The organism is Enterococcus sp. AZ128, assembly GCF_051714485.1.
Lineage (GTDB): Bacteria > Bacillota > Bacilli > Lactobacillales > Enterococcaceae > Enterococcus_A.
The window spans coordinates 2,359,637-2,383,900 of sequence record NZ_JBIORZ010000001.1 but is presented as its reverse complement, the minus strand read 5'-3'; the positions used below and the strand labels follow the sequence as shown (position 1 = coordinate 2,383,900).

Annotated in this window: 18 protein-coding genes; 16 read left to right on the top strand and 2 right to left on the bottom strand. The window is 40.8% G+C overall.

Annotated features, from left to right (window positions below; all coding sequences use genetic code 11):
* The 11 genes from IGI38_RS11615 to IGI38_RS11565 all read left to right on the top strand — a co-directional run bounded on the left by IGI38_RS11615 (position 1) and on the right by IGI38_RS11565 (position 14,631).
* On the top strand, positions 1-768 hold the full coding sequence (locus IGI38_RS11615) for a PTS mannose/fructose/sorbose/N-acetylgalactosamine transporter subunit IIC (RefSeq protein WP_438730172.1): 768 nt from the start codon (positions 1-3) through the stop codon (positions 766-768).
* Entirely contained in the window at positions 768-1,625 is an 858-nt protein-coding gene (locus IGI38_RS11610; protein ID WP_438730169.1) for a PTS system mannose/fructose/sorbose family transporter subunit IID, read from the top strand. Before IGI38_RS11615 ends, IGI38_RS11610 begins: the two co-directional genes overlap by 1 nt.
* Before the next feature lie 84 nt (positions 1,626-1,709).
* On the top strand, positions 1,710-2,777 hold the full coding sequence (locus tag IGI38_RS11605) for a zinc-dependent alcohol dehydrogenase (RefSeq protein WP_438730166.1): 1,068 nt from the start codon (positions 1,710-1,712) through the stop codon (positions 2,775-2,777).
* A 370-nt stretch (positions 2,778-3,147) separates the two neighbouring features.
* A complete protein-coding gene (locus IGI38_RS11600) occupies positions 3,148-7,956 on the top strand; it encodes a SpaA isopeptide-forming pilin-related protein (protein WP_438730163.1) in 4,809 nt (1,602 codons plus the stop codon).
* Between the two features lie 109 nt (positions 7,957-8,065).
* Complete coding sequence (locus IGI38_RS11595; RefSeq protein ID WP_438730160.1) at positions 8,066-8,695, top strand: CatA-like O-acetyltransferase; 630 nt, start codon at positions 8,066-8,068, stop codon at positions 8,693-8,695.
* Between the two features lie 49 nt (positions 8,696-8,744).
* Entirely contained in the window at positions 8,745-9,398 is a 654-nt protein-coding gene (locus IGI38_RS11590; RefSeq protein ID WP_438730157.1) for an endonuclease III domain-containing protein, read from the top strand.
* Positions 9,399-9,519: 121 nt separating this feature from the next.
* Entirely contained in the window at positions 9,520-10,272 is a 753-nt protein-coding gene (map, locus tag IGI38_RS11585) for a type I methionyl aminopeptidase (protein WP_438730154.1), read from the top strand.
* Between the two features lie 214 nt (positions 10,273-10,486).
* Entirely contained in the window at positions 10,487-11,254 is a 768-nt protein-coding gene (locus tag IGI38_RS11580) for a hypothetical protein (protein WP_438730151.1), read from the top strand.
* Between the two features lie 60 nt (positions 11,255-11,314).
* Positions 11,315-11,578 (top strand): hypothetical protein, encoded by a 264-nt coding sequence (locus IGI38_RS11575; protein WP_438730148.1) that lies wholly within the window; start codon positions 11,315-11,317, stop codon positions 11,576-11,578.
* A gap of 175 nt (positions 11,579-11,753) precedes the next feature.
* On the top strand, positions 11,754-13,526 hold the full coding sequence (locus IGI38_RS11570; protein ID WP_438730146.1) for an oleate hydratase: 1,773 nt from the start codon (positions 11,754-11,756) through the stop codon (positions 13,524-13,526).
* Positions 13,527-13,659: 133 nt separating this feature from the next.
* Positions 13,660-14,631 carry a diaminopimelate dehydrogenase gene (locus IGI38_RS11565; RefSeq protein WP_438730143.1) on the top strand — a complete coding sequence of 324 codons (972 nt, stop codon included), beginning with the start codon at positions 13,660-13,662 and terminating at the stop codon, positions 14,629-14,631.
* 49 nt (positions 14,632-14,680) lie between these two features.
* Here the strand turns inward: IGI38_RS11565 and IGI38_RS11560 are convergent, their stop codons facing one another.
* Both IGI38_RS11560 and IGI38_RS11555 read right to left on the bottom strand, forming a co-directional pair.
* The gene (locus tag IGI38_RS11560; protein ID WP_438730140.1) at positions 14,681-15,940 is read right to left on the bottom strand and encodes a sensor histidine kinase; all 1,260 of its coding nucleotides are present in this window, start codon (positions 15,938-15,940) and stop codon (positions 14,681-14,683) included.
* Positions 15,941-15,948: 8 nt separating this feature from the next.
* On the bottom strand, positions 15,949-16,644 hold the full coding sequence (locus IGI38_RS11555) for a LytR/AlgR family response regulator transcription factor (protein ID WP_438730137.1): 696 nt from the start codon (positions 16,642-16,644) through the stop codon (positions 15,949-15,951).
* A 252-nt stretch (positions 16,645-16,896) separates the two neighbouring features.
* Between IGI38_RS11555 and IGI38_RS11550 the strand changes: the two genes are divergently transcribed.
* From IGI38_RS11550 to bglX, 5 genes are all read left to right on the top strand, one after another.
* Positions 16,897-17,553, top strand: coding sequence for an ABC transporter ATP-binding protein (locus IGI38_RS11550; RefSeq protein ID WP_438730134.1), 657 nt, complete (start codon positions 16,897-16,899; stop codon positions 17,551-17,553).
* Positions 17,534-19,633 (top strand): FtsX-like permease family protein, encoded by a 2,100-nt coding sequence (locus IGI38_RS11545; protein WP_438730131.1) that lies wholly within the window; start codon positions 17,534-17,536, stop codon positions 19,631-19,633. Before IGI38_RS11550 ends, IGI38_RS11545 begins: the two co-directional genes overlap by 20 nt.
* A 141-nt stretch (positions 19,634-19,774) precedes the next feature.
* Positions 19,775-20,608 carry an AraC family transcriptional regulator gene (locus tag IGI38_RS11540; protein WP_438730128.1) on the top strand — a complete coding sequence of 278 codons (834 nt, stop codon included), beginning with the start codon at positions 19,775-19,777 and terminating at the stop codon, positions 20,606-20,608.
* Between the two features lie 97 nt (positions 20,609-20,705).
* The gene (locus tag IGI38_RS11535) at positions 20,706-21,983 is read left to right on the top strand and encodes a PTS sugar transporter subunit IIC (protein ID WP_438730125.1); all 1,278 of its coding nucleotides are present in this window, start codon (positions 20,706-20,708) and stop codon (positions 21,981-21,983) included.
* On the top strand, positions 21,983-24,202 hold the full coding sequence (gene bglX, locus IGI38_RS11530; RefSeq protein WP_438730122.1) for a beta-glucosidase BglX: 2,220 nt from the start codon (positions 21,983-21,985) through the stop codon (positions 24,200-24,202). Before IGI38_RS11535 ends, bglX begins: the two co-directional genes overlap by 1 nt.
* The last annotated feature ends 62 nt before the right edge of the window (positions 24,203-24,264 follow it).

Sequence of the window (24,264 nt, the reverse complement as noted above, 5' to 3'; positions counted from 1 at the left end):
ATGAAAATTAGTCTAATCCAAGCAGTTTTAATCGGCGTTGTTTATTATCTTGGAATCAATGGAACGCCGTGGCTTTCATTAGTCGGGACGCATGGCTGGATGCGTCCATTAGTGAACGGGACCGTAGTCGGGTTGATTTTGGGCGATCCGGTTCAAGGCTGTATCATCGGAGCGGCCATTAACCTGCCGTATTTAGCCTTTATCTCAGCCGGCGGAACTGTCGCGATGGACCCGGCACTTGCAGGGACTCTTGGAACCGCTTTAGCAATGGCAGCGAAGGTTGAACCCGCAGTCGCAGTTACATTAGCTGTACCGATCGGGTTGTTAGGAACTTTGATTTGGGTAGCCCATATGACGGTGGATATCACTTTTGTCCATATGGCTGATAAAGCAGCTGAAGAAGGAAAAATCGATCGAATCAATTGGCTTCATATTGTTCCACCGCAATTATTTTTACTTTTGATTACTGTTGTACCTGTTGCGTTAGCTGCTTACTTGGGCGCCGACGCAGTGGAAGGGATCGTTGATGCGTTGAGTGGTCGTCCGTTAGATGTTCTTTCGGCTATCGGCGGTATTTTACCGGCATTGGGGATCGCGATGAACTTGCGCGCGATGAATGGTAAAGGAACATTACTGTTCTTTACGTTTGGCTTCATGTTGGCGACTTATTCTGGTCTGCCTTCCGTACCGATCGCTGTATTTGCGGGAATCATCGGGTATGTCTTCACAGAATTATATTTGAAAGATAAGAATGGAGGCCTGGCATAATGGAACAGACTGCAGAAATAAAAAAAGAAAAGTTATTAACGAAAAAGGACGTTGTCAAAGCGTTCTGGCGCTGGACCTTCTTTTCTCATGCGAACTACAACTATGAACGGCTGCAGGCTACGGGTGTCGTCCATGCTTTTAGTCCGATCCTGAAGAAATTATATGGAAAAGACGAAGATGAAATGAAATCTGCGTTGGAACGACATATGCAGTTTTTCAATACGGAGCCTTCATTTGGCGGTCCGATCTTAGCGATGACCATTGCGATGGAGGAAGAGCGGGCGCAAGGGGCAGACATTAATGATCAGACCATCAACGGTTTGAAAACTGGATTGATGGGGCCGCTGGCAGGGATCGGTGATACCTTATGGCAAGGAACTTTGATCCCAATCTTACTTTCGTTCACACTGCCTTTCGGAGCTAAAGGGAACATTTTTATGGGGCCGGTTTTATTCTTCGCGCTTCATTGGATCATTATGACCGTCATCGCGTATTTCTTGTGGATTCAAGGGTATGAGCAAGGGAAAGAAGGCATTCAAAAGATGATGGCAGGCGGCCGTTTGTCTTACATCATGACCTTCTCGCAAACCTTGGGGGCGATCGTTATTGGTTCGCTGGCTGCGAACTTTGTTAAGATCGCCACACCGTTAAGTATTCATCTTAGCGGGAAAGAGAGCCTTTCGATCCAAACGGATGTGCTGGATGCTTTGGTAAAAGGCATCCTGCCGCTGGGTGTAACTTTACTGACGTATTATTTGTTGAAACATAAAAAATATACACCAACCAAAGTATTGGTTATCCAAATCGTTGGCGGCGCGATTCTAGCTGCGATCGGTTTGATTGTGAACTCGATATAAACGGAAACCGACGTTAGAAAGAAGCGCCATTTCTTCTGATGTCGGTTTTTTTATGTTTGATCAAAGATAAAGGAGCGAGTAAGTTTGAAAACAGCAGTATTTTATGATGTAAAAAATGTAGTCATTGAAGAGACGCCCCTGCCTGAAGTTCCGCAAGATAAGATTTTAATGAAAATCGATACCTGTGCCATCTGCACTTGGGAGCAGCGTGTATATACCGGTGTTAAAAAGGTCGTGTTTCCATTTATTGGCGGACATGAAATCGCAGGAGAGATCGTGCAGGTCGGCGAAACGGTTGCAGGGGATTGGCAAGCAGGGGACAAAATTGTTTTTGGAACAAATTTAGCCTGCGGTCATTGCTATTACTGTCGGATAGGCGAAGAGCAGAACTGTCTGAACTTTGATCACAGAAAACAGCAGCTGGGGCTGCCCCATAAAGGAATGGGGGGATTATCCGAATATCTTTTGGTTGATCCGGCCAATATTTTCAGTTATCAAAATGTTCGTCCAGAAGAGGCATCATTAACAGAACCCTTATCTTGTGTACTGCATAGTGTGGAGACAGCAGCGGTGGATTTTGGTGATTATGTCTTGATTATCGGAGCGGGAATCATGGGGCTGCTGCATTTACAACTGGCTCAAAAAAGAGGGGCGATCGTCATTGTTTCCGATCCGAATGAAGAGCGGCTGAAATTAGCGGAAGAGTTCGGAGCGGCACATGTCGTGAATCCTATAAAAGAAAATCTAACAGAGAAAGTCCTGATGTATACGGAGAACTTGGGTGCGCAAATCATTTTTAATACGATACCGACCGCCCAGTTGATTCCCGAATTAGTAGAGAACCTATCTAACACTGGGACGATGATTTTATACTCCTCTTATTATCCAGATGAACCTGTGGGAATCAAATTTGATTCTATTCACAAAACAGGACAGCAGATCAAAGGAACCGCTAACTCTAATAAGCGGGATTTCATTCGGGCGGCTCGCCTGATCAGTCATGGAATTATCGATGTAAAACCATTCGTAACGAAGTGTTATCCGCTAAGTCAGATCGAAACGGCTTTTGAAGAGGCCGTGAATACGAAGGCCTTTCGAATTGTGATTGATTTTGAACAAGAAAGAAGTGACAAATCAGCCGACGGCAGGTAAAGAAATTGACACGTTAACGCTAGTAAAAAAAGTGATAATCATGAAGAACATTGGCTAGACTGAAAGAATCGTTGAACGTTAACCAATTATTTCGTTATACAACAGAGGTGTTGGTAATTTTACCAGCATCTTTTGTTTGTAAAGGAATTAAAGCGGAAAATAACTCAATTTTATTTTTAATTAAAGAATTAGGAGTTATAAATGAAAAATAGCTTTTGGTATTGTTTTAATATTAACGGTGTTTTATAATTTATTAACTGATAGCGATTATATTTAAATTATTTGTATAACGAAACGAATCGTAAGTAATTCATAGTAGTCACTGTTATCGCTTTCGGTCAGCAAAAAATCATGAAAGGTGTTAGCGATTATGAGAAACAAATTAGTGGTACTCGGGTTGATTGTGTTACTTGTTTTACAAACGCTTAGTCCAGCCTTTGCTTACGCGCAAGGAACAACTGAAGCAACAACAAATTCAACAGCGTCTAAAGAAACTATCTCCTCCTCAGTGAAAACGGCTGCTTCAACTTCATCAACGACGGCATCAGCCATCAGCGATGATAAAACCATTGAAAAAAGCAGTTCTACGAGTTCGAGTGAAGCGACTAAAGCAACAACAGAATCAGAAAATAAAGAGGCACCCAAAAAACAAGCACGTGCAGCAATTACTGATAATATCTTCAGTTCAGTAAAAATGTACAAAATCAATGGAGATGAAGTTCAGCCAAATGATACCTTGCCGAATATGACGGGGATCAAGCTGGCGTTAAAATTCTCTTTTTCAAATAAGAGTTATCAAGCCGGTGATACATTCACGACACAATTGCCCGCTCAAGTAGCGATCGCCAAAGATCTTTCCGGCGATTTCAGTCCGATGACCTCGGCAAATTGGTCAATCAATGCGGCCACAAAGGAATTGACGATTACCTTTTTAGAAGATAATGTCTCTTCTGAGGTTTATGATCTAACACTGGTTACTTCATTAGAGAAGGTGACAGGAATTGATGAAGAAAGCCAAAAGGTGGTTTTCGATACAGCACCAACACCAACGACTTTCTCAATAGAAATGACTTCAAGTGTTGATCCTGGGAAAAACAGCACAGCTTTAACGATGGACACATTAAATCCTAAGAAATCGAATCTAACGTCGGCCTTCAATTTGGATCGAACAGATAATACCAATCGGACATATCAAATCGAAGCTTATAACAGTAATAGTAAAATCAGCTTTGATTCTGTTAATGTCTATGCCAGTGATGTTGATTTTAACGGCACGCTGGTAGGCGGTAAAACTTTATTAACCAAAGATGTTGATTATGAAATTGTTTATAAAAATGCGGGTACGACTCGCGCGACGGCAGAAATCAAAATGCTTAAAGATATCGGCAAAAAGGCGATCATTGCCGAATCGGTTGTTTCTGGAATTGATGGAAAGAACTATGTGGATGAATCTATCTCAGGCAATGAGTACAACTATTTTTACGCGTATTCATATACCGTTGAAAACGGCAGCCAGCTAAATTCTTCCTCTACGTCTAAAACTTTTGTGACCTTGCAGCCTTTAGAAGCAAAAGGAAAGATTAATCAAGATACTGGTGCCATCGATTGGGAGATCAAGTACAACTTTAACGAACAGCATCTAACTAGTGCTTCCCAACTGATCACAGATTTAACAGATCAGGGAGTTGAGCTGGTACCTGGTTCAATCAGTATTGAAAAAGTTGGTTTCAATTATAGTACCGGAAACAGCTACGATGTAGTTTCCCAAGGTGATGGAGCAAGCGACTTTACTGTTTCACCTGACAACTCGGGTTCATTAACCTTTACACCTAAAGGGAATACTACGCAGGCATACGTGATCAAGTACTCGACTAAAATTACTGATCCGACCGAACGTGTGATTAAGAATAAGGTAACCAATGGAGCGGTCACGAAAGAAGCACAAGTGAGTCTGATTCCAAATCTGTTATCAAAAGAAGCCGGAACGATCGATATCTTCAATCGGACGATGGAATGGAACATCACCGTCAATGCTGAGAAATATACAATGAAGAAACCGGTTGTTCATGATTACTTTATTGGTGCGGTCAAGGACTACACTGGATTGACGATTAATAAAAAAATCTCTGATACTGAATCAGTTCCGTTGGTTGAAAATGTTGATTACAAAGTAACCCGATTTGATGAGAACGGCTCACCAGTTGGGGCTCAACCAAATGTCAACGGTGCGCCGGATGAGTTTAATGGTGGTGTGCGAATCGATTTTCTTGGTGATTACAATGAATTGAAGGATACATTGGTTATCACGATCAAAACGAAGATCGAAACATCTGATCAGCGAACGGACATCAAAAATAAAGCAACATTAAATTATGGAGACACACCAGGTGTCATCGAATATGAGGCAAAGGGCACCTTCGTCGATCCGTATTACACTGGCGGAGCAAAAATTGCTCAAACTGCAAGTACATCTGGCAACTATTTGTATCAAAACTGGCTGGTCTTCTTAAATTCCACGGGGGCCAAATTCAATCTGACGAAGATGGAAGACAGTTTGCCTGCCGGCACAGAGTTAGTTCCAGGTTCTCTGCGTTTTGAAGAAGTCACTAGTCAGTCGATGATCGACAATATGACACGCTATTTAACGAATGATTACAACCTTGTTCAAGAAGGATCAGATGTTTACCCGACGAAGATTGATACTGAAAACAACCAGGTTAATCTGGAATTTGGCAACTTAGGTGCTAAACGGGTTTACGTGAAATATCAGACACGAATTAAGCGAGACTGGTATGTCTACAGCCGCTTGGATAATGTCGCGAAAGTGACTTATGACACGAAGGCACCAGCAGAATATAAAACGACACTTTATGCGTATAATTACGAAAACGCATTGCTAAAATCAGTCGCGAAAGATCCAGCAAAAGAAAACGTGGCGAATTGGACGGTTACGACTAGAAATATCTCAGCTGATATGACCGTGGAAGATCCTGAGATCACAGATACTTTGACACCAGGAACGACCAATGCAGCTTATGATCCAACTTCTTTTGTTGTGACTGACACGGCCACTGGTGAAAAGATCAGTACGGATCATTACCGTTTGACTATTACGGGCAATACCTTCAAGATTGCTTTTTCTGATTACAAAGCGGAGAGCAACATTCAAGTAAAATACAATACTGTCAGCGAGTTTCCTGGCGGAGTCAAAAATGTGTCTCAGGTAAATTCTACAAGCTATGGCGCGTTGCCTGTTTACTACCGACAAGCCAATACAACCGTCAATTTGAGTTTTACCAGTGGAAGTGGGACTGGGGTAGTGAAGACTGCTGATCTATCCGTCTTGAAAGTAAATGAGAAGGATGAGCCTCTGGCAGGAGCGACTTTTGAGATCTTAAAAGAAGACGGTACAGAAACAGGTCTGAAAGCCGATACAGATGATACCGGCAAGGTAACCTTTACGGGATTGCCATTGGACAACTATCTATTAAAAGAAAGCAAAGCACCGAATGGCTATGAGATCAATCCTGATTATGAAACGGGCAAAGCGATCGCGTTGACCGAAGACATGGCTACAATAGAAGTCGTCAACAAAGAAACGATTCCAAACAGTGTGGAGCTTACGAAGACAGATGATCAAACGAAAGAACCATTAGCGGGTGCCAAGTTCAAATTAGAAAAAGCTGATGGCGAAATTGTCAGTGAAGACCATGAAACGGACTCCGTTGGGCAGTTTAAAGTGACGGATCTGCCGAAAGGCGATTATCAGTTTGTGGAAACAGCAGCACCAACGGGGTATCAATTGGATGAAAAACCAATTAAATTCTCGATCACTGAACGCCAAGGACAAGTCGTTAATCTAAGTAAAACCAATAAATTGACTACTGGAGCAGTAAGACTGACAAAAGTCGATGAACAATCGAAGGCAACATTGAAGGGTGCAATTTTCGAATTACAGGATAGCGATAAAAATCCTGTAAAAGATAATTTGGCTACTGATGAGAATGGAATTCTGGAAGTAAGCGACTTGGCACCAGGTGATTATCAATTTGTCGAAACGCAAGCACCGACAGGCTATGAAAAAGATCCATCAGCCATTGAGTTCACGATCACGAAAGCGCAAGCGAAGGCTGCTGAAGTGGAAAAAACAAATACCAAATCACCGGCTGTACCAGGTTTGATCACACTGACAAAGACAGACGAAAAAACAGGAAAAGCTTTATCTGGTGCTGCCTTTGAATTACAAGACAGCAAAGGAAAAGTAATTAAAACAGATGCTGACTTAGTGACCGACAAATCTGGCAAGCTTTCACTTGAGACGATGGCGCCTGGAACTTACCAACTGGTGGAAATCGAAGCACCAACAGGGTATGTGAAGGATACGACACCAGTCAAATTTACTGTGAAAGATACTTCAGAAACGATCGAATTAACAAAGACTAATAAAACGATCGATAAAGGCGTCATTTTAGAAAAAGTCGATGAAACAACCAATCAGCCTTTAGCTGGAGCAAAATTCATTTTGCAAACATCAGAAGGTAAAACGATTGATACTGATAAAAAAATGAGCACAGATGATAACGGCCGTTTAGCGGTACAAGACTTAGATCCGGGCGATTATCAGTTTGTTGAAACCAAAGCGCCTGCTGGCTATAAGCTGGATGCAAAACCAGTAACGTTCACGATAAAGGCGAACCAAACAAGCCCTGTTCGAGTAGAGAAAACGAATAAAGGTCTGACTTGTGCTGTTGTACTGAGAAAAATCGACAGCAAGACTGGCGAAGGATTGGCAAATGCGACATTTGCTTTACAAGATCAACAAGGCAAGGTCTTAAAAGACAATTTGAAGACCGATGAAACAGGAAACCTTGCTGTGACGGATCTGAAACCAGGGAAGTACCAATTAGCGGAAACCGAGGCTCCTAAGGGGTATGTATTGAATACAAAACCGGTGACCTTCCAACTAACGGAAGCGAAGAAGCAATTGGTTACCGTCAGGAAAGAAAATGTGAAGGCGAGCGGAAAGAATAGTACAAATGCTACTTCTACTAACTATATCGGACGCAGCCATACGTATCTACCTAAAACAGGCGAACAAAAATCAACTATCTTAGTTATCGTTGGTATTTTAGTAATACTTGTTGCAGGCGGAGTAATCTACTTCAAACGCAAAAAATAATTTTGAACAATCCGGTTAGCGAATCTGCTAGCCGGATTTGTTTTGCCTTCTGTTTCATTGTATTTTATAGGTAATAGAAAAATGAAAAAAGAATGAGGAAGGTGTCAGAATGAGCAATCAATTTGTTCGGATAGATGTGGAGAATTGGAAGCGGGCGATGCATTGCAAGGTTTTTAGAGACAGCGTGGAGCCGGCTTTTTGTGTCACGTTTGAGCTGGATATTACAAATTTTTTAAATAAAATTCGAGAAAAGGGCAGCTCTTTCACGTTTGCGATGATCTATAGTGTAACTTGTTGCGCCAATCAAATCGAAGAGTTTCGTTATCGGTTCGTTGATGGCGAGGTGGTGCTGTATGACCAGATCGATACGGCCTTTACGTATCTCGATAAAGAAACGGAGCTTTTCAAAGTTGTGAATGTTCCAATGGAAGAAACGCTGGAGGCCTACGTGACTTCGGCAACGAAAATAGCGGAGGAACAGAAGGAATACTTTACTGGGCCATTGGGTACCGATATTTTTCAATTTTCGCCCATGCCGTGGGTATCTTTTACTCATATTTCTCATACGAATGCTGGCAAAAAGGACAATGCGACTCCGTTGATCGATTGGGGAAAATACTTCCAACGGGATGAACGGATTATTCTGCCTTTTTCTGTCCAGGCCCATCATTCCTTTGTCGATGGCCTTCATATTGGGAAATTAGCAGATACGCTGCAAGCATATTTAGACGCTTTCTAATATAATTGAGGATGAGGAAAGCAAAACAAATGATTGATGAGGATGAGAAATGGTTACGAATATTGAAGAATTATATGCAGCCTTTGGTCAGGTGATGGCGCATAAACGCTGGTGGGACACAGATAATAAATGGGAGATTTTGTTAGGGGCAGTGCTGGTCCAAAATACGAATTGGCGCAACGTGGATTACGCGTTGACTAATCTATATGAAGTGACTCAGTTTTTGCCAGAAAATATCTTGGCATTGGATAGGGAAGAGCTGCAGGATCTGATTCGTCCAAGCGGATTCTATAAAGGAAAATCAAATACGATCATCGCTTTATTGACTTGGCTGGAGGGGTATCATTTTGAATTAGCACAAGCCGCCCGCAAGGAGTTTTCAGCGCTGCGGAAAGAACTGTTAGCGATCAAGGGAATTGGCGAAGAGACGGCGGATGCCTTATTGGTATATGTTTTTGAACATTCGACCTTCATCGCGGACAAGTATGCGCAACGGATGTTTGAGAAATTTGGTTTTGCCTCTACCGGGTACAAACAATTAAAAAGCAACATCGTTTGGCCGAAGACGATGGATACCCTCAAGGCTCAAAACCTTCATGGCTGGATCATTGAATACGGTCAAGTGTATTTGAAAAATGACGAGGTCTGGCAAAGCGGGCCATTGGAAAACTTTAAGCTCAAATTAAGGACGACAAACGAATAATAAATAGAAAGTGTTCGTACTTTCCTTCAAAAGTATTCCGTGGTATAACTTTTCAGTACCATACGAACTAGTATATATAGAAGAAAAATAAATACATCAATAAGAACAAGGGAGCAATCAAATGGTCACATTGAAATCAAGCAGAGAGATCGAACAAATGAAGGAATCAGGTGCTATTTTAGCCGGCATCCATAAGCAATTACGAGAGATCATCGTTCCAGGAATTACTACAAAAGAAATCAATCAATTCGTTCAAGAAAAGGTTGAAGCAGCAGGGGCGACGGCAGCGCAAATCGGCTTTGAAGGGTATGAATTTGCGACTTGTACAAGCGTCAATGACGAGATCTGTCATGGCTTCCCATCAAATTATCGGTTAAAATCTGGCGATGTTCTGAAGGTCGATTTTTGTGTCGATTATCATGGTGCGATCTCTGACAGCTGCTGGACCTATGCTGTCGGTGAGGTCACAGCGGAGCATCAAGCATTGATGGACGTGACGAAAGAAGCTTTGATGATCGGGATCGCACAGGCTCAAGTCGGTAATCGCGTAGGAGACATTGGTCATGCGATTCAAACGTATGCGGAAGGGAAGGGCTATGGTGTTGTACAAGATTTTCTAGCACATGGCATTGGCCCAACAATTCATGAAGAACCGTTTTTCCCGCATTTTGGAACAGCAGGTAAGGGACCGCGCCTAAAAGAAGGTATGACGATCACGATCGAACCAATGATCACGACTGGAACGTGGGAAGCAGGGATCGATGGAAATGACTGGACCGCTCGGACGTTGGACGGCAGTTTTTGTGCACAATATGAGCATTCAATTGCTATCACTAAAGAGGGTCCGGTCATTATGACAGAACAAGAGGCCTAGTTATAATGAACAGGAATCTAGATATAATTCTGGATTTCTGTTATTTTTTTGTAATTTTACCGAAGATGAATCATTGAGTATATTTGAATTTACTCTATTATCCAACAGTTTTATTTAAAATTAAAAATAAAGGTATTCCTGAAACCTATTTACAGAATTGTTATTTTAGTTATATCATATTAGTAATGATTCTTAGTAGATGGAGGATGTAAATATGGACGCAGTGAAATTAGGCCAACGGCAGATTTTTCTAATGAAGAAGGAAAACCTAACCAAAAGAGTACAGGACTTTTATACGAAGAACCAAAATATTGAGCACTTGATTCAGTACATGGTGGCGATTCTTGTACGTAATTCGTTTAGCAAAGGGACCTTTACAGAACAGCTGAAAGATTTGATTCGAGAAGTATATCTAACTTTGGAGCCAAATGACACAATGCGTCGATACAGTCCATTTTTCAAAACTTATTTTAACGGAAGCGAATGGAAAGAGCTCGTTAAAAAATTATTTAAAAATAAGGAAAACTATTTCGCGTATACAGAAGAAGCGCGTTTTTATACGAACTTTTTAGAACAGGCCGGGACACTCACGAATTGTAGGGAGGGTCTTGTTTATCATGTGGAATCAATTTTTGAAGATGCCGACGGAAAGAAGCATAAATTGACTATCCCTGATGTTGATCCGACGAAAGACGAAGAGCTGACTGCCAATATCCTACGCACTCTATCGACGTTAACCGTCTTTGAAAATGCGGGAGTCAGAAAATTTGTGGAATTCGTCAGCTATAAAACACCTGGGCTTACTATCGCTTCCTCATATAATAATCGAAAAGTAGAAAAAGCGGCCGAGCTGCAAGCTTCAACAGCTGAAAAGCAGCCTGTCGAGACCACCGTAAAAAATTCGCAACCAGAAAAAAAACCAAAGCAGACAGATCCAAAGCAGGGAACTAAAAAGACCGAAAATCAAACTGTAGTGGCCTAAGCTCCGCCAAACCAAACGAAAAAAACGTCTTCAGAAGAATCTCTTAGTGAGCGGGCGGCATTGTCGCAGAAAGACTCAAATTCCAACAGAGCAGCTGAACCGCCAGAAAATCCAACTTCGGATAAGTTGGATGAGCAGTCTGCCGCAGATACTTCAAATAAAAAGCGCCGCAAATCAACCGGAGCACCGCAAAAACCAGATGCGTCCTATAATCGTTTTGGCAAAAGCAAAACGCAGATTGATAACGACCGGAAGAACAGGTATCTTAAAAGGGAAGTGGATAAACAGAACGGCAAAAAGAAGCGAAAGAAAAAAAGGAAGTAGCTTTCCTGTGGCGCTGTCAGTAAGTCAGAATAAAATCCAAAAGACGAGAGAGCTGCGCCATTTTTTTGACAAATCGGCAAAAACGTCTAGTATTTTGAAAAAGTGAAAGCGTCTCATTTCCCTTTGTTTTTTTGAGTTGATAAGCTTAAGACAACAAAACGAAGGGGGCAACATCATGAGATACACGAATGGAAACTATGAAGCTTTTGCGAGACCGAGAAAACCAGCAGGCGTTGATGAGAAGAGCGCTTATATTGTCGGTGCGGGATTGGCTGGCTTAGCAGCCGCCGTTTTTCTGATCAGAGATGGCCAAATGAAGGGCGAACACATCCATATTTTTGAGGAGCTTTCTTTATCTGGCGGTTCTTTGGACGGCAAGTTTATTCCTCATGACGGCTTTGTGACGCGAGGCGGCCGTGAAATGGAGAATCATTTTGAATGTCTATGGGATTTATTCCGCTCAGTGCCGTCATTGGAAGTCGAAGACGCATCTGTTTTAGATGAGTTTTATTGGTTAGACCATGATGATCCAAACTCATCGAACTGTCGGATCATCCATAATCGCGGGGAACGTGCAGAGGATGATGGTGATTTTACCTTATCTAAAAAAGCCCAGAAGGAACTCGTTGATTTGTTTATGACATCAGAGGATCAATTGATCGGCAAAAAGATCGAGGATGTTTTCGGTGAAGAATTCTTCGCTTCGAATTTTTGGTTGTACTGGTGCTCGATGTTCGCCTTTGAAAAATGGCATTCAGCAATCGAAATGCGCCGCTATGTAATGCGTTTTATCCATCATATCAAAGGCTTGCCAGACTTTACTGCTTTGAAATTCACGCGCTACAACCAATATGAATCCCTAGTGAAGCCGCTATTGTCATTTTTGAATGACCATGGAGTGGATTTCCAATACGAAACGACAATCAACAATATTCAAGTTGAAGCAGCACCTGATAAAAAAGTGGCGAAGAAAATTTTATTGACCCGTTCAGGAAAAGCAGAAGAAATCAATCTAACAGAAAAGGATCTTGTCTTTGTTACAAATGGCTCGATCACAGAAAGTTCAACGGAAGGCGATCATCATACGCCTGCACCGATCACCCATGAATTAGGCGGCAGCTGGAATTTATGGAAGAACTTGGCGAAACAATCTGATGAATTCGGTCATCCAGAAGTTTTTTACGACAATTTGCCAGATGAGAGCTGGTTTGTTTCGGCGACAGTTACATGGGAGAACTTTGATATTGAACCGTATATCTCACGTTTGACACAGCGTAAATTACGGACTGGCAGAGTCGTGACTGGTGGAATCATTACCATCAAAGATTCCAACTGGTTGATGAGTTTTGCGACACATCGTCAACCGCATTTTAAAGAACAAAAGGATCAACAGACGGTGACATGGGTATATGGTTTATTATCCAATACACCAGGAAATTACATCAAGAAACCGATCGAGCAATGCAGCGGTCAAGAGATCGTGCAAGAATTGATGTATCACTTAGGTGTACCCGAAGCGGATATTAAGAAATTTTCAGAAGAATCCTGTGTTGTCACCCCGGTTTATATGCCGTTTATCACGTCATATTTCATGCTGCGGGAACCCGGCGATCGGCCATTAGTCATTCCGAACGGCTCGGAAAATTTAGCGTTTATTGGAAATTTCGCTGAAACAGAACGAGATACCGTCTTCACTACAGAATATTCTGTTCGGACAGCGATGGAGGCCGTGTATTCGTTCTTAGATATTGAACGCGGCGTACCGGAAGTCTTCGCATCGGCTTATGATCTTCGGACTTTAGCTAATTCCGTTTATTATTTAAGCGATCGCAAGAAGCTTTCTGAAATGGATCTGCCTTTTGTTGAGAAGAAGGTATTGGAACACTTTGTGAAGAAAGTGGAAGATACGTATATCGGCGATGTATTGAAAGACAATCATTTATTATAGAGGCTTAGCTAAAGAGGTGTGACGAGACTTTTGTCACACCTCTTTTTTGTGTAATGAGATTTTTTTAATACTATCGTTCATTTTATAGTATAATTTTAATGAACCAGACAGGAAGAATTAGGAGGAATTGTGGATGATCAAAATTGCAATTGTCGGATATGGAAATTTAGGACGCGGAGTCGAACGAGCATTGAAACAGAATGCGGATATGGAATTGGTCGGAGTATTTTCCAGAAGAGATCCCGCTAATGTTGCGACTGAAGGAGCACCAGCCTTTACATTAGATGAATTGAACGCACAAAAAGGAAAAATCGATGTTTGTATTTTGTGCGGCGGCTCGGCGACTGACTTGCCCGTTCAAACACCGGCTATCACTAAAAATTTCAATACGATTGATAGCTTTGATACCCATGCGAAAATACCTGAGCACTTTGCCGCTGTGGATCAAGTAGCCAAAGAAAATCAGACGGTCTCCATTATTTCGACCGGTTGGGATCCCGGCTTGTTCAGCTTGAATCGTTTATATGCGGAAAGTATTTTGCCAAAAGGCGAGACCTATACTTTTTGGGGCAAAGGTGTCAGTCAAGGACATTCCGATGCATTGAGAAGAATCGAAGGTGTTAAGGACGCGATTCAATATACGATTCCTAAAAGCGAAGTCATCGAGAAATTGAAAGCTGGCGAGAAAATGGAGCTGACGACGCGAGACAAACACTTGCGGGAATGTTTTGTGGTTTTGGAAGAAGCGGCTGACGAAGCTGCCATCAAAGAAGAAATCGTTACGATGCCGAATTACTTTGATGAATACGATACGATCGTTCATTTTATTTCAGCGGAGGAGTTGGCACGGGATCACCATGCGATGCCTCATGGCGGAACGGTCTTGCGGACAGGAACGACACATGAGAATACGAAGCAAGTGATTGAGTATAACCTGCAATTAGAAAGCAATCCCGAGTTTACCGCCAGTGTTTTAGTTGCTTACGCGAGAGCGTGCGGGCGATTAGCAGAAGAAAAACAATTCGGAGCATTTACCGTATTGGATATCGCACCAAAATATTTATCACCAGTCGATGATGCGACGTTGAGAAAAGAGTTATTGTAATCCAAAAAAGCGAAGTGGCCTATTTCAATATAGGAATCACTTCGCTTTTTTAAATGTCGCTGATCAGGATGGTCACGGAGAACTGCTCCTCATCATAGCGGATATCTAATGTACCATGATAGCTTTCAACAATCGATCGGACGGATTGCAAGCCGATGCCATGATCTTGCGGTTTGGTTTTAGTGGAGAAGAAACGTGAACCCCGCTTCTTGATTTGATGCTTTTTGGTATTCGTTATCTCGTAGCTGAAAAAACCGTTATAGTACCTCGCCTTCATTATGATTTCTCTGTTTGGAGCTTGTCTCGCTGCTTCGATCGCATTGTCTAAGGTATTACCGAAGAGGGAGCATAGATCGATATCATCAATCGTTAGCAGTGTATCGATATCTAACTGCATGGAGCACGCGATCTGATACTCTTGTATCAATTGATGTTTCGCGTTCAATACAGCATTGACGATACTGTTTTTACAAAAAATATGATTGGAGAGGATGTGCTGCTCCGTTAAGTTTGCCAGGTACTTTTCGACTTGTTCTGGCTGTTCATCGCGAAGCAAATTAAGCATGACGCCAAAATGGTTGTTCATATCATGGTGAATCTTGCGTAATTGCTTTTGATTGCCCTCTAGTTCTTGATAATAATCTTTTTGCAGCTGAAAATTTTGATTCTCTAATTTATAACGGAAGCTTTTGGCGATGTGTCCTGTCATATAGAGACTGCAAATACTCGTCAGAATGCACGCCAATGAAGCAGGATAAATCATTATTGTGTCTGAAGGAGTGAAAATAATGAAACTGATCATCGCGATTAACGGTGTTAAACAAATCAGATCCAGAATCAGCCATAATTTTTGAGTAATCTGTGTTTTAGAGTACGGCATCGCATAACGAAAAAGCTGGTACATTCCATACCAGATCACCCCTCGCAGCAAGTGCGCTGTTCCGTGTAAAAAATAATCCATAGTAAGAAATCGTCCGCTAGCTACCCAAATTCTCAGTCCGATATCTTCTAATAAAAAATTCAGTGCGATGATAAAAGGATACAAAGATAGTACTAAGGATATTTTATGAGTTATCGGCCCCTTTAGGAATAAGAGAAAGGAGCTAGTAAAAGCCAGAAATAGGATACTTACGTTGATAGCATCGTTAGGATAAATCGGCATTGATAGGGTTAAAAAAGTAATAAGAAAAAGCAGAAATTGTAAAAATTTATTTTGCTTAATTGGGATAAACGTGTCAATCAGTTGAAAGAGAAAATAAGTTCCAAAGAGCGCCGCGCCTTGGGTGATAGCTATTTCGAGAAAGTACATCCAATCACCTACCCTAACATATTTTTTGCAAAGCTGATCATGAGGGACTGGCGATATTTTCGGCTGATGGGTAATTGGGCTTGATTGCAATAAAGAAACACCGCTTCGACTTGGTCTACATAGTTCAAATTAACCAAATAACGATTGTGGATTCTAAGAAATTGGCTAGGTAATTCCAGCTCGTTCAGTTTGCCATAAAAGGTATAGGAATCAGTTGTAGTTACTACTGTCAGCATGCGCCGATCACTAGTGAAGTAGCAGATATCCTTCAATGCGACTCTGGTGACTCCAGCTTTTTGTTCAATGACAAAATAATGCGGCTGCTCTGACTCTAATTCCTTTAAAGCTGTACGTAAAACCTCAATGATCTTTTTCCCGTTGTACGGCTTCAAAAGATAATTCAATGCTTTTACTTCATACCCTTGAAAGACAAAATCCGCAAAGGCTGTGATGAAGATGATTACAGCATGCTGGTTAACCTTTCGGATCAGTTTCGCTGTTTCGATGCCGTCTAACTGTTTCATCTCAATATCTAAAAAAAAGAGATCGACGGCTTCTAGCCGACTGATAGTAAGTAATTCTTCCCCCGAAGAACATTCCTGCAGCTGATAATCGTGTCCCTGCAGCTGCAATTCTGGTTCGATTATCTTCGTCAATGCTTTACGCATTTCCTTTTCATCATCACAACAAACAACCTCTAACATTCAGCTACCCTCCGTTTTTTACTCATTATATCATTAAAGGATTGTCAAAAATGACAGTAAACAGGTCAAAGTTTACAAAATGCGCCATGGGGAAATCCCGAAAACTTGCTTAAAATAAGAGTATAGAAAACAAGGAGGAGTAAAAAAATGTTAACAGTCGATCATTTGTATAAAAGTTTCCAGACTGGCGGGGTCCAGTATGATGTGTTGAAAGATGTTTCCTTTACTGTCGCTTAGAGTGAGTTTGTTGCGGTGATGGGGCCATCAGGAAGTGGGAAAACGACCTTATTAAATTGTATTTCTTGTTTTATTCCTTATGAAAAAGGCGAGATTCGTTTAGACGATACGCTATTAGCTAATTTGGATGAAGAGGCAATGGCTGAGGTGCGTAACAAGAAACTCGGTTTTGTCTTTCAGGATTTTATGTTGCTAGACGGCTTAACGATCTTCGAAAATATTTGCGTACCGAAAGTAATCACGCAAGCCCCCTATCGGCCAATGGAGCAAAAGGTTACGAAGCTGCTTAAATTATTTGGGATCGACGCGATTGCCAATAAGTATCCAGTTGAAATCTCTGGCGGCCAAAAGCAGCGAACGGCGGTAGCAAGAGCTTTGATGAATGATCCGCTGATTTTATTAGCCGATGAACCGACTGGGAATTTGGATAGTAAATCACGGGATACCGTGATCGAGGCATTTATTGAAGCGAAGAATACGTTAGGGGCGACGATTTTTATGGTCACTCATGATACCTTTTCGGCGAGCTACTGTGACCGGGTATTAGTCATGAAGGACGGCAATATTTTTACAGAGCTGGTACGAACAGGGACACGACAACAATTCTTTGATGAGCTGCTTCATGTCCTAAAAGAATTGGAGGGAAATCCTGATGAAGTTATCCATGTCTGATCTATTAAAGAAATTACGGAAATACAATCAGCGAAATTACCTGCAATTTGTTTTTTGTATGACTTTTTCTGTGTTGCTGATTACTTCATATGCAGTGATGCTGTACAGCACGATCGTGCAGCAAACACTGCCCGTTGGTGGCGATAGCCGCAAGCAAGTCATGATGATTTTTGCGATTGCGATCGTCGGCTGTTTGATTTTCATAATGTACGCGGCCAATCTTTTCTTAAAATACAAAAGCCGAGAGACCGGAGTCTTCCTTGCGTTAGGCGCAAAGAAAAACTATTTATCGCAAAAACTGACGATCGAGCTGCTGCAGTTAATGCTTGGCTGTATTGCGGCAGGAGTGGTTCTTGGGATTGGCTTAGCCTTTTTGATCTGGCAGATTTTTCGGATTATTTTGGTGAACCTTGGTGAGATGTCTCTTGGCTTGACTATTGAAGGTGTAGCGATCGGTTTGATTTTTGGACTCGTTTCGATGGTACCGGTCTTGTTTCAACTTTATCGTTTTGTTCAGCGAACCGATATGATGGAGATTTTGTATCATGAACATAAGAATGAACCGCTGCATCCAGTTACTGCGAAGTATGGCTTCTCTGGGATTATTTTATTAATTGCGGGGATCGTATTAGGATTTGTGGTGCCAAAGGTCGTATCAAGTACTATGGGGACCTTGCTGCCGGGACTTTGGAATGTTACGTACCTGCTTTCCTTGATTGGTATATATCGCATTATGACCTATGCCATCATGAAAAATAAACGAGGAAGAAATCCGCAGAAGTATTACAATGACTTGATCGCATCTAATATGATGAAATTTCAAGGCCGCCAAACAGTGCGTAATATGAGTATTATCGCTTTGCTGCTGACGGCTAGCTTGTTTGCTTGTTTTTATCCGCCGCAGTTAGCCAGTGCGACGAATGCTAGTTCAAATAGTCCGGTAGATTACGAACTGCACTATAATCATGGGGAAGATGAAGTAGATCGCCAAGACCTTGATCGCTTAGCAAAAAAACATAAGGTGACAATCAAAGCGTACAAGGAAATCATTTTTTCGGAATTGTTGGTCAGCGGAGTGGAACGCGATTGGACAGATGATGGGAAATTGATCGAAGAATATATCGAAGATTATCGGTTAGCTGACTTTATCGACGTGACTACCTTTAATCGGGAAACCAACAACGATTTGACGATCCCTCAAGGTCAATATTATCGTGTGAAAGGGCAAGAAGAAGCGGAAAGCTTTTTTGAAAAGGATGATGATATGGATCAAATTACAAATCCAGTCACCAAAGAAAAACTTTCAGTGACCTTCAAGGGGATCGTTCGTTATCAACCACTGGTAAGCCAAGGAAGCCGACGCTATGTCTTAAATGATCAGGACTACAAAAAAATCAAAACCAACCTGACACAAGCGAATCAGACGAAGCAGATTCTTTTTAATGTGGCGGATGTAAAAGCTTCCTATCCATTTGCTCAGGACGTCTATCAGGAATTTATAGAAAAGGCTTCACCTAAAATGGCCGTCTTCAACGCCTACGATGCCTATCAATCTGCAAAAGCTAAGAAAAGTAATCAGGATTATGGCTATGATAGAAAAATTAAGCTTTCAGTGGATAACTTGGAATTAATGGATAATTGGAAGTATTATCCTGCGATGAAAGTACTGATAGAGAATACATTCTTCCAAAGTGTTGCTGTTTTCTTTTTAGTTTTCATTTTTGTCGCGATTATTTGTTTGGCCGCTGTCGGTGTAATCTCCTATACCCGCAGCATTACCATTGGATTATCTAATCAACAACTGTTCGAAGATTTGAAACGTTTAGGGGCAAATAACCACTACATTCGAAAATGTGTACTTAGCCAGTTGAATAAACTCTTTATTTTACCCACGGTTCTGGCTGCGATTTTAATCTATGGTTTTACCCTGCTGATGTTTAGCACGAATGATGGTCAATTTACCAGCAATGAAATGAATGCGCTAATGATAGATACTGTATTATTAGGCTTGGTGATTCTTTACCAAGTGGTCATCTATGGCGTATCGTTTCGAAAGATTAAAGGGATTTTGGATATTTAGGTTTGAAATATGTTTGGATTAGATTAAACTTAAAAGCTCGAGGAAAAGACCGGTATGGTTATTCCTTGAGTTTTTCTTTTGCTTAATTTTAGCGGATTGGGTACGTTACAAGTAAGAAAATTGGGAATGCGAGGTAACAGCATGAAGTATGAAAAAATCTCACCAACAGATAATTATCCTTATAAAATTTTTTCGTTTCATTCAAAATCATCGGATCGTTTGATTCCACCCCACTGGCATGAAAGCTTGGAGTTGCTGTTTTGCTTTTCAGGTGAGCTAGAAGTCATTTTTGCAGGGCAAACCTATCATCTGAAATCACAGGAATTTATTATTATCAATTCGAATCATGTTCATTCGACAAGGAGCCCTGTTTTAGGAGAATGCTTAGTGATCCAGTTTCCTTTGGAATACCTGCAAAGGATTACTAAGGAGCAGTACTTAAAGAAGTTTCTATTTAAGGCTATTCCAGATCGGCAATATGTAGAAGCACTTGCGTGTTTGCTATTTATCTATCATAATTTTTCCTCCTCTGATTTAGTGAATCATTTATACGTGAAATCGAAGATCTATGAATTATTAGCGATTCTCTGCGAAAGTAATACATTTTCTAGTGTTGATATTTATGAAATCAAATCCTTTAAGTATTTGGAGAAAATGAAAATAGTCAATCAATATATTCAAAATCACTATACACAAAATTTGATGATCGAAGAGGTAGCGGAAATATTTAATTATAATCCTTCTTATTTTTCTCGCTTTTATAAAAAGTTTATGGGGATCACATTTACTGAATATCTCAACTCTATTCGATTGGATGCAGCGTATAAAGAAATGCGCGATACAGACAAAACGATCCTGGAAATTGGTTTGAATAATGGCTTCGCTACGAATAAAACTTTTTACAATGTTTTTCGCAATAAGTTTGGCATGTCGCCACAAAAGTTTCGTAAGCAATTTCTAAAAAAAAGTAATTAAATTTCCACTTTGTCGTAAAAAAACGGAACGACATAGACATGTCAACGATTCTATAATGAAAGCGTTATAAATATTCGTTTGACGAGGAGGAGCAACATTGAAAGAAAAAATCACAAATCTATTTAGCAAACTGAATCCATGGTTTGATAAGTTAGGAGCCAACCCTTATTTACAAGCAATTTCAGGAGCTATGATGGCAACCTTGGGTCCACTATTCATTGGTTCAATGTCAGTATTGATCGTTGTTTTAATGGGTATGGTACCAGCATTAGCTAAATTGGATAAATTAACCGATTTGTTGTCTAAAGTAAATACGATGACACTTGGTGCTTTGGCGGTCTATATCGCAGTCTTGATTGCCTATCATTTAGTAAAAAAGCTAGATGAAGAAGAAGATCCGATTTCTGCTTCGATTATTTCATTGATTGGATTTTTGATTATTACACCCTTAGGAAAAATGACTGATGATTCAATGGGGATTCCGACAAACTGGTTAGGAGCTCAAGGAGTATTCTCAGCTTTGATTGTTGGGATTGTAAGTGCTCGATTATATCTAGCGATTAAACATCGCGGTTGGACGATCAAGATGCCGGCGGGTGTTCCTCCAATGGTGACGAAAACCTTTGAAGCATTGATTCCGACAATATTGATTGGACTCTTATTTGCAATTGTTGATTTATTATTTAGTTTAACTGCATTTGGCAGTATGCATCAATTTGTCTATAGTATCATCCAAGAACCATTGAAAGGTGTGGGCGGCTCAATTGCAGCTATGATTTTATTGAGTCTATTGCAACAAGTGTTATGGTTTTTTGGAATTCACGGGACCAACGTCATCATGCCATTGGTTACACCATTGTGGTTAGCGATGGATGTCGAAAATCTAAATGCTGTTCAGGCTGGGTTAACTCCGCCCAATATCGTCGGATTAGCTTTTTTTAATATCATCACTTGGAGCGGTTTAGGGTTGGGACTAGTTTTGCTGATGATGCGGGCTAAGAGCAAGCAATATCGTCAAATTGGGAAAATATCAATCGTTCCGGCACTGTTTGGAATAACGGAACCGGTTATTTTCGGAACCCCATTAGTACTGAATTTTGATCTGGCATTTCCATTCATTACGAACAATACAATTGCTTTGATTATTGCCTATGTACTGACAAAATTAGGGATCGTTGCTAAATTTATGGGTGTTCAAGCAATCTTTGGGTTGCCAATCGGTTTCCATGCGGCGGTTGAAGGAAGTATTTCAATTATCTTATTACAATTATTTATCCAATTAGTGTTATCACCAATATTATGGTATCCATGGTTTAAACGATTAGACTTGCGAACCTACAAAGAAGAACAAGCAGCTGAAGGAGTTAAGGACTAATGCAGGAAATAAAACTAAAAAGGTTACTAGATTCATTGACTTGGACAGAAAAAGTCGGTCAATTAGTCCAATTATCCGGTGATTTCTATCATAGTGAAGAGTTAGCGGTTGGACCGAAAAAGAAACTGGGAATTACTCAAGAAACAATTGATGTTGTTGGTTCTGTTTTGAATGTGACGGGTGCACAAACAACTCGGAAGATTCAAGAGAAATACTTAGAAAAAAGCCACCATAAAATTCCATTATTGTTTATGGCGGATATTATCTACGGCTATCGTACGATCTTTCCCATTCCTTTAGGGCTAGGTGCAACCTGGAATCCGGATTTGATTGAAGAGGCTTATGGAATTATTGCTCGAGAGTCACGTTCTGCAGGTGCTCACGTTACATATGCGCCGATGGTGGATTTAGTTCGTGATGCACGCTGGGGTCGCTGCCTAGAATCAACAGGAGAAGACCCTCAGTTAAATGCAGATTTTGCAAAAGCAATGGTTCGCGGCTTACAACAGGATCAAGGAAAAGGTTTTGAAGGAATTGCTTCTTGTGTGAAGCATTTCGCTGCTTATGGAGCAGCTGAGGCAGGACGAGAATACAATACTGTTGATATGAGTGAACGTCGATTAAGACAAGATTATTTAAGCGGGTATAGATCTGCTGTAGATGCAGGAGCAAAACTAGTTATGACTTCCTTTAACACATACGATGGAATGCCTGCGACAGGTAATGAGTTTCTACTAAAAGAAATCTTGCGAGAAGAATGGGGCTTTGCCGGAGTAATCATCTCTGATTATGCTGCTGTCCAAGAATTAATTGCACATGGTGTAGCAAGTGACGAACGTGAAGCAACAATATTGGCCATGAAGGCAACCAACGATATCGATATGAAAACTGGCTGCTACGCAAATGAGTTAGAGCCGTTGATTTATGAAGGAACGATCGATCCTGATTTAGTCAATGATGCTGTATGGCGAGTTTTGAAATTGAAAAATGATTTAGGTCTGTTTGAAGATCCCTATCGGGGAAGTTCTGTTGAACAAGAAAAACAAATATTATTAACAGAAGAAAATAGAAAATTGGCCCGAAAGGTTGCACAAGAATCGATTGTCTTATTACAAAATAAAGATAAACTTCTTCCGTTAAAGCCAAACAAAGACAAAATTTTATTGGTCGGTCCATATGGGGATGAGCAAGATTTGATTGGCTTGTGGGCTGTTCATGGAAAAAGTTCCGATGTTGTTTCGATTAAGTCAGCTCTTGAAAAAGAGCTTTCAGATGAAACATTTTCTTTTGAACAAGGCTGTGGGCTTTTAGCAGATTATCAATTTTTAGGTGAATTTGGGGCAACGAGTGAACAGATTCATTCGTTGGGAATGACAGATGAAGAGCAAGCGGATGCTCTAAAGAAAGCTCTAAAAGCAGGTAAAAATGCAGATGTCATTATTTATGCGATGGGTGAACATACGATGCAAAGTGGAGAGGCTGGAAGTCGTACAGACATTTCTTTACCTACGATACAAAAAGAATTTATGAAGCAGATGGTTGCTTTAGATAAAAAGAATATCTTGATAGCGATTAGTGGCCGTCCTTTGACGCTTACTAAAGAGGTCGAACAAATGGATGCGATTCTTCAAGCATGGTTTCCAGGTACTGAAGGCGGAAGTGCACTTGCAGATATTTTATTTGGCAGGGTCAATCCATCAGGAAGACTTAGTATGGGGTTTCCGGAAAATGTTGGACAATTACCGATGTACTACAATGAATTCAAAACAGGTCGCCCACTAAACAGCAGCACACATAGAGGTCGTTTTGTTACGAAGTATCTAGACAGTTCAAATGCACCGTTATTTCCATTTGGGTATGGTTTGAGTTATGGAACAGTGGACTATGCTGATTTGACTTTAAGCTCAGAAAAAATGATTGATAGCTTGACTGTTTCTATCAAACTGAAAAATAAATCAAACTATGACTGTCAGGAAACTGTTCAATTATATATTCAAGATGTGAGTGGTTCAGTTGTTCGACCAGTCAAAGAACTGAAAAAATATCAAAAGGTAAAATTATTACCAGCAGAGGAAAAAATCGTTAGGTTTTCCATTCAACGAAGTGATTTATATTACTATATGAAAGACATGGAGTTTGGTACCGAGTCTGGAGAGTTTATTATATTTGTTGGCAAAAATGTACTTGACGTACATCAAGTACAATTTGAACTGCTTTAAATGTTAGAAGACTGCAATTTTTTGCAGTCTTTTTTTTGCCCAATCCTACTATTCGATTATTC

Bases quoted from the DNA above. Each gene is read 5' to 3' on its own strand.
- IGI38_RS11615 (WP_438730172.1), top strand. From the start codon at position 1: ATGAAAATTAGTCTAATCCAAGCAGTTTTAATCGGCGTTGTTTATTAT.
- IGI38_RS11610 (WP_438730169.1), top strand. From the start codon at position 768: ATGGAACAGACTGCAGAAATAAAAAAAGAAAAGTTATTAACGAAAAAG.
- IGI38_RS11600 (WP_438730163.1), top strand. From the start codon at position 3,148: ATGAGAAACAAATTAGTGGTACTCGGGTTGATTGTGTTACTTGTTTTA.
- IGI38_RS11595 (WP_438730160.1), top strand. From the start codon at position 8,066: ATGAGCAATCAATTTGTTCGGATAGATGTGGAGAATTGGAAGCGGGCG.
- IGI38_RS11590 (WP_438730157.1), top strand. From the start codon at position 8,745: ATGGTTACGAATATTGAAGAATTATATGCAGCCTTTGGTCAGGTGATG.
- map (WP_438730154.1), top strand. From the start codon at position 9,520: ATGGTCACATTGAAATCAAGCAGAGAGATCGAACAAATGAAGGAATCA.
- IGI38_RS11580 (WP_438730151.1), top strand. From the start codon at position 10,487: ATGGACGCAGTGAAATTAGGCCAACGGCAGATTTTTCTAATGAAGAAG.
- IGI38_RS11570 (WP_438730146.1), top strand. From the start codon at position 11,754: ATGAGATACACGAATGGAAACTATGAAGCTTTTGCGAGACCGAGAAAA.
- IGI38_RS11565 (WP_438730143.1), top strand. From the start codon at position 13,660: ATGATCAAAATTGCAATTGTCGGATATGGAAATTTAGGACGCGGAGTC.
- IGI38_RS11560 (WP_438730140.1), bottom strand. From the start codon at position 15,940: ATGTACTTTCTCGAAATAGCTATCACCCAAGGCGCGGCGCTCTTTGGA.
- IGI38_RS11555 (WP_438730137.1), bottom strand. From the start codon at position 16,644: ATGTTAGAGGTTGTTTGTTGTGATGATGAAAAGGAAATGCGTAAAGCA.
- IGI38_RS11545 (WP_438730131.1), top strand. From the start codon at position 17,534: ATGAAGTTATCCATGTCTGATCTATTAAAGAAATTACGGAAATACAAT.
- IGI38_RS11540 (WP_438730128.1), top strand. From the start codon at position 19,775: ATGAAGTATGAAAAAATCTCACCAACAGATAATTATCCTTATAAAATT.
- bglX (WP_438730122.1), top strand. From the start codon at position 21,983: ATGCAGGAAATAAAACTAAAAAGGTTACTAGATTCATTGACTTGGACA.